Raw genomic sequence first — 13,170 nt, 5'->3', positions numbered from 1 at the left:
TCCACCCGGTTCAGCAAGCCTATTGTACTCAAAGGTGGCTTATCAGGCTACGCACGCGATGTGCTGGTCAAAAGATGGCTGCTTAACCCGGCTACGGCCCGCGCTCGCATCGAAATTTGCATTTTGGCCTCACGTGGCATTTCTCCATACGTGAGATCTGACCCGGCAGGCTGGAAGATGCTATCCCATCCGAAACCGAACGTGCCACGCGGGTGCAGCGTAATGGCGCCATCGGTCGTGCCGGTAAAACAGTGCTGTGTCTGGCCGTCGTGCAGGCAGAGGACGACGGTCGCCGTGGCGCTGCGATCGCTCCAGGCGTCGAGCTGGCGGCACAATCCCTCTTCGCTGACGGCTTTCAAAACCCATTTGATGAGCGCGCCGGGGTATCCGTTCCAGGCCGTGAGCGCGAGACCCGTGTCTTCGACCAGTACCGCAGTCCCGAGGATCTCATAGGCACGCTGGGCTTTGTACCCGGCAACTTCCGCCGGATCGATGGATTGGATTTCAGGGAGATCCAGCGATAGCCGGACGAGCGTTACACCGCTCGCCGCCACTGCATCGCGGATCTCATGGAATTTCTCTTCGTTGGAAGAGACAAAGGTTAATGTTCGCGCCGCCATCCCATCTCCTGACGTCAACTGCGCAGCAGCCCGCATCTGCGAGCGATCCTATCGCGTGGTAAGGCTCAACAGCAACAGCGGATCGTGTGTCCCTGGGGAATTCTACCATCTGAACGCAGGATTTTAACCTCGTTAGCCGTGAGTTTGCCTGATCTGGATAAATTTCGTGGAAGCTTTCCGTTTTTAAATTGCGTCCATATGCGAGGAGGGTTGGCAGTTCAACGCTGCCAGCCCTCCTGATATGTTGCCGGGATTAGTCGTCGCGCCTAATGACGCCCTCCTGGTCCGCGGCCGGAGGATAACGCTGCTGCGGCCAACTGCCCTCCGGCGGCTTGCGCCTGGGAGGCGGTGAACTCGCTCAAATCGCAGCGGCCCGTTCCGTTCGTATCGAGATAGCGCCCGCATCTACCCGGATAGCTGCATCCGTTATTGCAGAGGACTGAGTCCGATGAACTGGCGGTTGCGGTGGGCACGTTCTGAGTGGCGGTAGGTATGCTCTCAGTGGCAGTGGGTACACTTTGGGTAGCCGCAGGTTCATTTTCGGTGGCGTCTGGTGTCGCTGTAGGGGCTGCTGTGCTTGTTGCAGCAATCGTTGGGGCGGCGGTGGCAGCAGTCGTGACCTCGCTGCTTGCATTGACTTCAGAATAATCGCAGAACCCGCTGCCATTCAGGTCCGTGTAACGATGGCACTGGCCCGGATAGGGATCGTTGACCATATCGTAAGGGCACGCAGCTTCAGCCGCTTTTGCAGCACAGCCAGTCCCGACCGCCGCGACAAAAGCTCCACAGCCCGTGATCTTCAGAAACTGCCGGCGATTCAGTGTGCTGTCAGTCATGTCAGTCATAGTTTTATCTTCACATTCCACCATTGTGAGGCGTTCTTATGCGGGGAGCGTGGCTGCCATGTCTAAAAACGGCATGGCTAGCACCAGCGATCCCGATCACAACCCGATTCCATTAGGCAGGATGTAATGATGACTGCGCCGCCCACGGCCAGCCCTATTCGTTCTGTACAGACTCCATCCCTGTGGACAATAGTTCGATGAGGCGACGTTCCCACCGGGTGATACGCGCACGGTTCCGTTGAGTATGTGTCCGGTTTCTGCGACTACTCTCTCCTTTGTGCGGCAATTCACTATCGGTGTCACTATACATCCAGTGCCCCGGGCGATGGTTATTTGCGGCTCAAATAACCTTAATTGCTCCTTAAATCAGGCAGGTGAGGAGGTTAGGGGGCTGGGGATGTGCGGACTATGCAATCGAGCGGCAGCCTTGTCCTGGTTGTGCCCGACAGAGGCGGCAATAAAATGGCAGAAGATATGATCGTAAAAGGCCGCATAAAAAATGGCTTACCTGCAATGGCAGATAAGCCATTGGGTTGCGCAAGAAAAACTGGTTGTCTGCGCAATGTACTTCGTACCTTCAACTCGTTCAAGTCCACGAAGTTGAAGGGAAGACTGAATGCCGAGGCCCAGACTTGAACTGGGGGCTCCTTGTGTTTAATGAGCGCTAGTCGGCAAGTAAGTGGATTTAAGCAGCTTAGCAGGTGGGTGATTCCGCAGAAGATCCGTCATTTGCGACGGCTGCGCCTCCCTTGGCGCTGCCGCCCCACGGCGAGCTCGCCTGCCTCGGCGTCGATGCCCACAGCCAGGACCACGATCCGGGCCAGAAATCCGCGTACCGGCTGCGCTTGTATCTGGGGCGAGCGGCGATGGATGCGACTGGTCGTGAGCAGCGAGTGGTACGGCCCGGAAATGGTATGATGGATCTTCCGGCTTGATGTGAACCACGGTTTGTTGCCGCGTATCGATTACGTCTGGTAGGCAGACGAACATTGGGCGCTATGCGCCCAATATTCGTTTCGTGGCGGGCTAGTCTTTACACATTTTTGACCTCTTCTGCCCTAATCCTGAGCTTTTCCTTACTGCTTCCGCACTACAATCCATCACATCACGATCATGCTGTGGCTTGGCGTGTAGTTTGCAGCAAAACGCTGTTCTTGCGTCGTAGAAAACCGAGAAATCAAAATGTCCACTCAAACTACTATGGTCATCGTTGAAGAGCGGGCGTGGACTGCGAAAGCGCTGCGCGCTGCGTGTGCTCTGGCTCGTGAAACACAGACTGGTGTGGCGCTCGTAGCTTTCGTCCCGGTGCAGCGTTTGAGCTGGTTGGGTACCGATTTGCCCTACCGCCAGCTTTCATCCCAATTTCAATACGATCTGCGCGACTATGCATTGATCGCGGAAGGGTATGGTGTGCCGTTTAATCTATATGTGATGCAGTGCAGCGACTTCCTGGCCGCCATCGCGGAGGCAGTGGCGGCAGTTGGTGCAAAAACGGTATGTGTTCACCTGCCGCAGAGCCTCATCCCCGGGTGGTCCGCGCTCCAGATCTGGTTTCTACGCCATCGACTGATGCGGGCGCACTGTCTCCTGGTTGAGCAGCTTCAATTCCCACAAGACCTCGCACGTAAATCGGATCCTACAGCGTCCGATAGTTCCGTGCGCTCGCTGGTGGCCCACCACTGATCCAGCGGATCTTTTCCCAGGTCCTTGCATCAAGGAGAAATCGAAACGATGGACGCGCTGTTCGTTGCGGCGGTGCTGCTGTTTTTTGTGTTGACGTTGGGCTTGCTCGTAGTATGCGAGCGGCTTCAGGAGGGGTAACAATGATGCCGGTCTATGTCGTGATGGGCGTGGTTGCCGTGGCACTGCTCGTTTATCTGGTTGCGGCGCTGCTCAAGCCAGAGGTGTTCTGATGACTACCAATGGCGTACTTCAAATTGGCATGTATGCCCTGGTGCTGGTGTTGGCCGTCAAACCATTGGGTAGCTACATGGCGCGGGTCTACGAGGGCCAATCGACGCCGCTGGATCGTGCGCTTGGCCCGGTGGAGCGCCTGATTTACCGTCTGTCCGACGTGCGCGCCGCAAACGAAATGAACTGGAAAGGTTATGCACTGGCTGTGCTGATGTTCAACGCGGCTGGCCTGCTCGTGCTCTACGCGCTCCAGCGGCTGCAAGGCGCGCTGCCGCTCAACCCGCAGAGTCTGCCGGGTGTGTCATCCGATTCATCGTTCAATACGGCGATCAGTTTTGCCAGCAACACCAACTGGCAAGGCTATGGCGGCGAAACGACGATGAGCTACCTGACACAGATGGTCGGCCTGACCGTACAGAACTTCGTCTCGGCAGCCACGGGCATGGCCGTGCTCGTCGCGCTGATCCGGGGCATCGTGCGCCGCTCCGCCGCAACCATCGGTAATTTTTGGGTCGATATGACGCGCAGCACGCTGTATATCCTGCTGCCGCTGTCTGTGGTCCTGGCGATCGCGCTGGTCTCGCAGGGTGTTGTGCAGACCTTCGACCACGCCGCGACGGTGAAACTCGTGCAGCCGGTGACCGGCGCAGACGGGATCCCCGTCACCACGCAGCAGATCGCACTCGGTCCGGCGGCGTCGCAGATCGCCATCAAGCAGTTGGGGACCAACGGCGGCGGTTTCTTCAACGTCAATTCGTCGCACTCGCTGGAAAACCCGACGCCGCTGACGAACTTCCTGGAGTCGCTGTCGATCCTGCTGATTCCGGCGGCGCTGTGTTACACGTTCGGCAAGATGGTCGGTGACACACGCCAGGGGTGGGTGATCTTCGCCGCGATGCTAATTGTGCTGGTCGGTTTCACGCTCGCTGCGTATGCCGCCGAAGCGCATGGTAATCCGCGCATCGCGGTGCTGGGCGTCGATCAGGTCGCCAGCAACGATAATCCCGGCGGCAACATGGAGGGCAAAGAACTGCGCTTTGGCGTGGCGAATTCCGCGCTGTGGGCGACAGCCACCACTGCCGCCTCGAACGGCTCGGTCAACGCGATGCACGATTCGTTTACGCCGCTGGGCGGCCTCGTGCCGCTGTTCATGATGCATATGGGAGAGACTATCTTCGGCGGCGTGGGGTCGGGCCTGTACGGCATGCTGGCCTTCGTGATCGTCGCGGTGTTCGTGGCCGGGTTGATGGTGGGCCGCACGCCGGAATATCTGGGCAAGAAGATCGAAGCCTACGAGATGAAGATGGTATCCGTCATCATTCTGATCATGCCGCTGATCGTGCTGGTCGGCACGGCGTTGGCCCTGGTGACGGACGATGGCAAGGCGACGATCTACAACCCTGGCGCGCACGGCTTCAGCGAAGTGCTGTACGCCTTCACCTCCGCCGGAAACAACAACGGCAGTGCATTCGCGGGACTGGGCGCAAACACGCCGTTCTACAACACGGCGCTGGGCATTTCCATGCTGCTGGCGCGCTACTGGATCATCGTGCCGATCCTGGCGTTGGCCGGATCGCTGGCGCGCAAAAAGGCCGTGCCGGTGGGCGCGGGTACGCTGCCCACGGATACGCCGCTGTTCGTCGTGCTGTTGATCGGTATCGTGATTGTCGTGGGCGCGCTGGCGTTCATCCCGGCGCTGGCGCTCGGCCCCATCGTCGAACACTTGCAGATGGCCCTGTAAGGATATAAGTCCCATGACCGTACAAACGAAAGCTCAGTCACGCCCGCTGTTCGATCCGCCGATTGTCAGACGGGCGGCGGTGGAGGCCGTGCGCAAGCTCGACCCGCGCCACCAGTTCCAGAATCCGGTGATGTTCGTGGTTGAAGTCGGCAGTGTGGTCACGACGGTGCTGTTCGTGCAGGCGCTGGTGGGGGAGGGCGAGGCCGCGCCCGGTTTTATCCTGGCCGTGTCCGCATGGCTGTGGTTCACGGTGCTGTTCGCCAACTTCGCGGAGGCGATGGCCGAGGGGCGCGGTAAAGCTCAGGCCGACACGCTGCGCCGGTCCCGGCAGGATACCAGCGCCAAAAAACTGACGAAGCCCGATCGCGCGGCGGAATATCACGTCGTGCTGTCGACCGCGCTGCGCAAAGGTGACGTGGTCCTGGTGGAGGCGGGCGATATCATCCCCAGTGACGGGGAGGTGCTCAAGGGCGTGGCGTCGGTGGACGAAAGCGCGATCACAGGCGAAAGCGCCCCGGTGATCCGCGAGAGCGGCGGTGACCGCAGCGCCGTTACGGGGGGCACACGCATCCTATCCGACTGGTTGGTGGTGCAGATCGAGGCCAACCCCGGCGAGACGTTTCTGGATCGTATGATCTCGATGGTCGAGGGCGCGAAGCGTCAGAAGACGCCCAACGAGATCGCGTTGAACATCCTGCTGGCGGCGCTGACCATCGTTTTTCTGCTGGCCGCGGCGACGCTGCTGCCGTTTTCGATCTACAGCGTGGACGCCGCCGGGCAGGGCGAGCCGGTCACAGTGACGGTGCTCGTCGCGCTGTTGGTGTGCCTGATTCCGACGACCATCGGCGGGCTGCTGTCCGCGATCGGCATCGCGGGCATGGACCGCATGATCCAGGCCAACGTGATCGCTATGTCCGGGCGGGCGGTCGAGGCCGCCGGAGACGTGGATGTGCTGCTGCTGGACAAGACCGGCACGATCACGCTCGGCAACCGGCAGGCGACTGACTTCTTCCCGGTGCAGGGCATCAGCCCTGATGCCCTCGCTGATGCGGCGCAGCTTTCATCCCTGGCGGACGAAACGCCCGAAGGCCGCAGTATCGTCGTGCTGGCGAAGGACAAATACGGCCTACGCGAGCGCGACGTGCACGCCCTCGGCGCGGCATTCGTGCCGTTCACGGCGCAGGCGCGCATGAGCGGCATCGACATGGATGGCCGCTGTATTCGCAAGGGCGCTGCTGACGCAATCCAGACATTCGTCGAAGGGCAGGGCAGCCCGTTCCCGTCCGCCGTGCGTAATCTGGTAAATGACATCGCCACACAGGGCGCGACGCCCCTCGTTGTGGCCGATGGACCGCGCGTGCTGGGCGTGATCCAGCTCAAGGACATCGTGAAGGGTGGTATTGCGGAACGCTTCGCGGAGCTGCGCCGGATGGGGATCAAAACGGTCATGATCACAGGTGACAACCCGCTGACGGCGGCGGCTATTGCGGCGGAGGCGGGCGTTGATGATTTTCTGGCGCAGGCCACGCCCGAAGCCAAGCTAAAATTGATCCGCGACAGTCAGGCCGGGGGACGGCTGGTCGCCATGACCGGCGACGGCACGAACGATGCGCCCGCGCTGGCTCAGGCGGACGTGGCTGTGGCGATGAACACAGGCACGCAGGCCGCCAAAGAGGCCGGGAATATGATCGACCTTGATTCCAACCCGACCAAGCTGATCGAGATCGTGGAGATCGGCAAGCAGCTTTTGATGACGCGCGGCGCACTGACGACGTTCAGCATTGCCAACGACGTCTCGAAGTACTTCGCCATCATCCCGGCGGCCTTTGCCACCACGTATCCCGTGCTCGACCGGCTCAACGTGATGGACCTGACCACGCCGCAGAGCGCGATCCTGTCCGCTGTGATTTTCAACGCACTGATCATCATCGCCCTGATCCCGCTGGCGCTGCGCGGCGTGCGCTATCGCCCGGTGGGGGCCTCGACGCTGCTGCGCAACAACCTGCTGGTCTACGGCCTGGGCGGATTGGTTGTCCCCTTCATTGGAATTAAGCTGATCGACATGCTGCTGGCCGCGCTCGGATTGGTATAGGGGAGGGTATTGGAGATGGAACACACGACGAAACCGCGTGCAACGGCGCTGTGGAACCTGCTGCGTCCGGCGCTGGCGCTGCTGGCGCTGTTGACGCTGCTCACCGGGGTGATCTACCCACTGGTCATCACCGGGATCGCGCAGGCGATCTTCCCGGACGCGGCCAACGGCAGCCTGATCGTGCGCGACGGGCAGGCGGTCGGTTCGGCGCTGATTGGCCAGTCGTTCGACGATCCGGCCTATTTCTGGGGGCGGCTCTCCGCGACCGGCCCGGAGCCGTATAACGCGGCGGCCTCGTCCGGCTCCAACCTGGGGCCGCTCAACCCGGCGCTGCTGGACGCGGTTCAGGCGCGCATCGATGCGCTGCACGCCGCCGATCCAGGCAGTACCGCGCCCATCCCGGTCGATCTGGTGACGGCGTCCGCCAGTGGCCTCGATCCGCACATCAGCCCGGCGGCGGCGCTCTATCAGGTGTCGCGCGTGGCCCGTGCGCGCGGCCTGGACGAGGCGGCAGTGATCGCGCTGGTCAACGATCACACCGAGGATCGTTGGCTGGGGGTGCTGGGCGAGCCGCGCGTCAACGTGCTGAAGCTGAACCTCGCCCTGGACGCATTGGACTGACCGGGATAGGGTGCGGCGGATTTGAGCTATGATCGTGCAAGACATGCGGTAAGGATGATCTGACCTATGAATGAGCAGCGGCCCGATCCAGATACGATTCTGGCGCGCCTCCAGGCTGAAGAAAGTAAGGATCGCCGGGGAAAACTGAAGATCTTCTTCGGTGCGACGGCGGGTGTTGGCAAGACGTACAGCATGCTCGATGCAGCGCACATGCGCCAGGCGGAGGGCGTGGATGTCGTCGTCGGTTATGTCGAGCCGCATGGACGGGCTGAGACAGAAGCCTTGCTGGAAGGACTCGAAGCCATTCCGCCGAGTTTTGTGGAATACCAGGGCGCGACTCTGCGCGAGTTCGATCTCGACGCGGCGTTGGCAAGGCGTCCCGAACTGATCCTGGTGGATGAGCTGGCACACACCAATGCGCCGGGCATGCGGCATCCCAAGCGCTACCAGGATGTTGAGGAACTGCTTGCGGCAGGCATTAACGTTTACACGACCGTGAATGTGCAGCACCTCGAAAGTCTGGCCGATGTCGTGAGCCAGATTACCGGCATCGTCGTGCGTGAGACGATCCCCGACTCGCTGCTTGAACAAGCCGACGAGGTCGAGATGATCGATCTCGCACCTGACGACCTGCTCCAGCGTCTCAAAGAGGGTAAGGTTTACATCCCGGCGCAGGCGGAGCGCGCCATGCAGAATTTCTTCCGTAAGGGCAACCTGATGGCCCTCCGGGAAATGGCGCTGCGCCGCACGGCGGATCGCGTGGATGAGCAGATGCAGGATTACCGGCGCGATCACGCCGTCAAGCAGACGTGGCCTGCCGCTGAGCGCATTCTGGTCAGCATCAGCCCCAGCCCACTATCGCGGCGGCTTGTGCGGGCGGCCAAGCGCATGGCGAGTGGCCTGCACGCCGAGTGGCTGGCGGTGTACGTCGAGACGGCGTCGCACGCGCGCCTGCCGGAGGAGGACCGCAACCGGGCGATCGAGACGCTGCGCCTCGCCGAGCAGTTGGGCGCGGAAACCGCGATCCGGTTCGGGCACAACGTCAGCCAGGAGCTGCTGGCCTACGCCCACGAGCGCAACGTGAGTAAGATCATCGTGGGCAAGCCGTCACATCCGCGTTGGCGAGATATCGTGTTTGGTTCCGTGCTCGACGAGTTGGTACGCCACAGCGACAAGATCGACGTGTACGTCATTAGCGGTGACCCCGATTCTTCGCGATCGGTGCTCCCTATGCAGATATTGCGGCGGACCAATCATTGGCGGGCCTATGCCAACACACTGCTCGTGTTTGCGCTGTGTACCTTGCTTGCGCGTTTGATGCTGCCCTACTTCGACCTCGCCAACATGATCATGGTCTACCTGGTGGGCGTAGTTTTTGCGGCAGCACGCTACGGGCGTGGTCCGTCGATGCTGGCCGCGTTGCTGAGCGTGCTGGCGTTCGATTTTTTCTTTGTCACGCCTTATCTGACGTTCGCGGTGTCCGACAGCCAATACATCGTGACGTTCATCATCATGCTGCTCGTGGGTATGACCATCAGCACGTTGACGGTGCGCATTAAACAGCAGGCCGAGGCTGCGCGGGAACGGGAGCGCCACACGGCAAACCTGTACGCGATGAGCCGGGATCTGGCGAACAGCCAGGGAGTGTCCACGCTGGCAGCAATCGCCGCGCAGCACATCGGCGAGGTATTCGACAGTCGCGCCGTCGTAGTGCTGCCTGACGTGGCGGGCAATCTGGCCGTTCACGTGCCCGAAAGTGCTGCCGCGCTGACGGCGCACGAGTTGGGCGTTGCGCGGTGGGTGTACGATCATGGGCAGGCCGCAGGGTTGGGCACACATGCGCTGCCGGGCGCGCAGGGGTTATATTTGCCGTTGCGTACACTGCGCGGCACGGCAGGCGTGATCGGCGTTTACCCGCGCCAGCCGCAGCGACTCTTTTCGCCCGACCAGATGCACCTGATCGAGACCTTCGCTAACCAGACGTCGCTGGCTGTGGAGCGCGCGCAGTTCGCGGAGGAAGCGGCGCAGGCTCATATGCAGATCGAAACGGAACGGCTGCGCAACTCGCTGTTAAGTTCCGTCTCGCACGATCTACGTACGCCGCTGGCGGTGATTACCGGGGCGGCCAGCAGCTTGCTCGAAAATGACGCAACGCTCAGCGCCGAGGGGCGGCATGAGCTGGCCCAGGTGACGTATGAGGAGGCCGAACGGCTGAATCGGCTGGTGGGCAACTTGCTCGACATGACGCGCCTGCAGTCCGGCAGCATGCGTGTCAACAAAGAGTGGCAGCCACTGGAGGAGGTCATTGGAGCGACACTGAACCGGCTGGAAAAGCGGTTGGCAGGCCGGGAGGTGCGTGTCGATCTGCCTGACGACCTGCTGCTGGTTCCCATCGATAGCATGCTAATTGAGCAAGTGCTGGTCAATTTGCTGGATAATGCAGTTAAATATACGCCGTCAGGCTCGCCCATCGACCTTTCCGCGCGACGTGAGGGTGATGCGATTCTAGTTGAGGTTGCCGATCGCGGACCGGGGCTGTCGCCTGGTGACGAACAGCGCATCTTCGATAAATTCTACCGTGCAGAGCCTGCCGTGACGCGTGGCGCAGGACTGGGATTAGCGATCTGCCGTGGCATCGTGGAGATTCATGGCGGACGCATCTGGGCGGAAAATCGATCGGACGGCGGAGCAATATTCCGCTTCACGCTGCCGTTGGACGGCGAGCCGCCGGAGGTTTTGACAGACGATGAGTGACGTTTCAGCACCCGCTGCTGGGCAAAACACACTGGTTCTGATCATTGAAGATGACGCGCAGATCCGGCGTTTTTTACGGACCACGCTGACCAGTAATGGCTATCGCATTGAGGAGACGGCAACGGCATTAGACGGCATCAACAAAGCTGCACTGCGTGCGCCGGATGTAATCATCCTTGACCTGGGTCTGCCCGACCTGGACGGTCTGGAAGTCATGCGGCGGCTGCGTGAATGGTCCTCGACGCCGGTGATTGTTGTTTCTGCGCGCGAGCAGGAACATGATAAGGTCGAGGCGCTGGATGCGGGTGCGGACGATTACTTGACGAAGCCGTTTGGCACGAGCGAGCTGCTGGCGCGGATTCGTGTTGCGTTGAGGCATTCGGCGCGGGTGCAGGGCAGCGACGATGCAGTGTTCGAGGTGGGCGATCTTCACGTGGATCTGGCGCGACGCACCGTCAGCGTTCGCGGCGAGGACGTACATCTCACGCCGCTGGAATACAAGCTGCTGACGACGCTGGTTCGCTACGCGGGACGGGTGGTGACGCATCGCCAGTTGTTGAACGAGGTTTGGGGACCATCGTACACAAACGAGAGCCACTACCTGCGCGTGTACATGGGGCAGCTTAGGCACAAGATTGAAGCGGATCCGGCCCGCCCGCGCTATCTGCTGACCGAGGCGGGGGTGGGTTATCGTTTGTGGGTCGATTGAATTCGTTCTACTTGATTGGTTTCGTGCGACATGACGTAGGATGTTAGGGGGCTGCGGCAAGGGTCGAGTGGCTATGGGCAGTCTTCTCCTGGGGATCGATATCGGAATTGCAATCGGGGTGACTCTCGGCCCGATATGGCGAGGCGCACGGCGGAAGCTGGATGCAGACGAGCCGGACGAGGATCAGAAAACAACCGGGTTTATATTGCCTGTATGAGATTCTTCGACGCCTATCACTTCCGCAAGATCTTCTCCATTGTCTTGCCTTTTGCCAACTCGTCGATTAACTTGTCTAGGTAACGAACTTCCCGCATCGTTGGTTCTTCGATGTCTTCCACGCGAACACCACAAACCACACCTTTAATCAAAGCCCGCGAAGGATTCAATTGAGGCGCTTCTGCAAAGAAGGTTTCAACGTTTGTTTGTTTTTCCAGCTGCGCTTCCAACTCTTCCTGACTATAGCCTGTCAACCAACCAATAATTTCATCGACTTCTGGCTTCGTACGCCCTTTTTTCTCCGCCTTAGCGACATACTCGGGATAGACTCTTGCGAAACTCATTTTATAGATTCGATGGTTTGTCATGGTGCCTCCTTGTTTCGACGGTTGCCTTTATTTTACGCAGAAATGCATGGCTGAACAAACATATGTTCTGTTAGGGTGTTACACTCCGCTCAGGGATGATCGGCTGCTCGGCCTCCGGACGGGGCGCGCTTCAATCGTACCGTGGGGTCGTTAGTTTGGACCGTGCGAGTCTATCGAAGAGTCCGTCCGGCTCACCCGCAAGGCGGTGCGCGGTACGGACGATGAGGATCGCGCCGAGGCGTAAGTCATTCCCGACGCTGGCGATGCGCGGGCAGCGTCCACTGCTACCTGGCCAGCTAGTCATACAACATCGAGGAGCCGCTCGATGCGCTGGAGAGCTAGCGCAAGGTGACCAAAACAGGGGCGCGCACAGCGCCCCTGTTTTGTCATGCTGCCGCCTCGCATCTATTCTGAACGGAATATGCACGCCATCGCTGAGGCCGTGGGGCGGTGGCTGCAGTCGTTGAGGAATGTACCCAAACAACCGGATCTGATTAACTCAATGCTTTATAGTTGGCATGCCGCTTGTAAATCCTGCTAGATAGACGGATGCGCCTGAGCTTCCACCAACTGGGAACGCCAGTAAGATATCAGCCTGTACTATAAAGACGATTATGCCCACTCCACATGGAGGATGGTACGGTCGCCGCCTTCGTCCATAGGCGTCTCGTTTTCGTCGTACCACACAGTGAATTCTGAACTCGAAGGTAACAGTCGCCTTGCAAAGCCGTAAAGCACACCATATTCCAGATCATCTGGGATCACGGTTCCATCAAGCACGATCATATAGTGCCCGGGACTCACCTTGACAGCGGATTTGTGCCCGACGTCGGCATTACGGAAGTTAGCCTGGTAGTGAGCATCCCACCCCTTCACCCAATCCTCAAATGATGCACCGGCCAACCCTTCAGGCACCAAGGCATTGTCGACGATTGCCAGCCCGGTAGCGACCAGGTTTGACATGAGGTTGGGGTGATTAGACAACTCGTCCCAGAATTCGAGGGCTTTCTGGAGTGGGTACCACGCGTCTGCGCGGATATCCTCCAAACCGAACTTGGCCGCCAGAGCTCTCATGTCCCCGCCTTGCGAGTTTTCCAAAATACTCGATAGGCTTGCGCCGGAAATCTCGGCTTTGGGATCGCAGGTAAGTCTTCGCATGTGGGTTTTCTCCTGATTGATAAGCTGAGCACAAGGGTACTGAGATAAAGGGCAGAGGGCTTTCTGCTCCCTGCTAGAAACTGGCTGCGATTTGTGCCCGGATAGGGATCAACCCCGCCAGTTGCCACCACC

At 60.0% G+C, this 13,170-nt stretch carries 10 protein-coding genes; 7 read left to right on the top strand and 3 right to left on the bottom strand.

The genetic code is table 11. The annotated features are described in order from the left end of the window. Nucleotides 1-47: 47 nt before the first annotated feature. Nucleotides 48-620 (bottom strand): non-canonical purine NTP pyrophosphatase, encoded by a 573-nt coding sequence (locus V7116_RS06255; protein ID WP_324391034.1) that lies wholly within the window; start codon nt 618-620, stop codon nt 48-50. 2,027 nt (nt 621-2,647) lie between these two features. Here V7116_RS06255 and V7116_RS06250 point away from each other — a divergent pair. The 7 genes from V7116_RS06250 (at nt 2,648) to V7116_RS06220 (ending at nt 11,296) form a co-directional block, all read left to right on the top strand. Further along, complete coding sequence (locus V7116_RS06250) at nt 2,648-3,148, top strand: hypothetical protein (RefSeq protein WP_324391033.1); 501 nt, start codon at nt 2,648-2,650, stop codon at nt 3,146-3,148. A gap of 140 nt (nt 3,149-3,288) precedes the next feature. Continuing rightward, nucleotides 3,289-3,378, top strand: a complete 90-nt coding sequence (kdpF, locus tag V7116_RS06245; RefSeq protein WP_324391032.1) for a K(+)-transporting ATPase subunit F — start codon at nt 3,289-3,291, stop codon at nt 3,376-3,378. Beyond that, on the top strand, nt 3,378-5,120 hold the full coding sequence (gene kdpA / locus V7116_RS06240) for a potassium-transporting ATPase subunit KdpA (protein ID WP_324391031.1): 1,743 nt from the start codon (nt 3,378-3,380) through the stop codon (nt 5,118-5,120). The genes kdpF and kdpA overlap by 1 nt, the downstream gene beginning before the upstream one ends. 13 nt (nt 5,121-5,133) lie before the next feature. Next, a complete protein-coding gene (kdpB, locus tag V7116_RS06235; RefSeq protein ID WP_324391030.1) occupies nt 5,134-7,212 on the top strand; it encodes a potassium-transporting ATPase subunit KdpB in 2,079 nt (692 codons plus the stop codon). A 15-nt stretch (nt 7,213-7,227) separates the two neighbouring features. Then, complete coding sequence (gene kdpC / locus V7116_RS06230) at nt 7,228-7,833, top strand: potassium-transporting ATPase subunit KdpC (protein WP_324391029.1); 606 nt, start codon at nt 7,228-7,230, stop codon at nt 7,831-7,833. 66 nt (nt 7,834-7,899) lie between these two features. Next, on the top strand, nt 7,900-10,587 hold the full coding sequence (locus V7116_RS06225; protein ID WP_324391028.1) for a sensor histidine kinase KdpD: 2,688 nt from the start codon (nt 7,900-7,902) through the stop codon (nt 10,585-10,587). Further along, nucleotides 10,580-11,296, top strand: a complete 717-nt coding sequence (locus V7116_RS06220; RefSeq protein WP_324391027.1) for a response regulator — start codon at nt 10,580-10,582, stop codon at nt 11,294-11,296. The genes V7116_RS06225 and V7116_RS06220 overlap by 8 nt, the downstream gene beginning before the upstream one ends. Before the next feature lie 233 nt (nt 11,297-11,529). Here the strand turns inward: V7116_RS06220 and V7116_RS06215 are convergent, their stop codons facing one another. Beyond that, on the bottom strand, nt 11,530-11,880 hold the full coding sequence (locus V7116_RS06215; RefSeq protein ID WP_324391026.1) for a DUF2200 domain-containing protein: 351 nt from the start codon (nt 11,878-11,880) through the stop codon (nt 11,530-11,532). Nucleotides 11,881-12,492: 612 nt separating this feature from the next. Then, complete coding sequence (locus V7116_RS06210; protein WP_324391025.1) at nt 12,493-13,038, bottom strand: hypothetical protein; 546 nt, start codon at nt 13,036-13,038, stop codon at nt 12,493-12,495. Between the last annotated feature and the right edge of the window lie 132 nt (nt 13,039-13,170).

Source organism: Aggregatilinea sp. (genome assembly GCF_036822615.1).
Lineage (GTDB): Bacteria > Chloroflexota > Anaerolineae > Aggregatilineales > Aggregatilineaceae > Aggregatilinea.
Note: the sequence above shows the minus strand (reverse complement) of the source record. Positions and strands in the feature narration are given on the sequence as shown.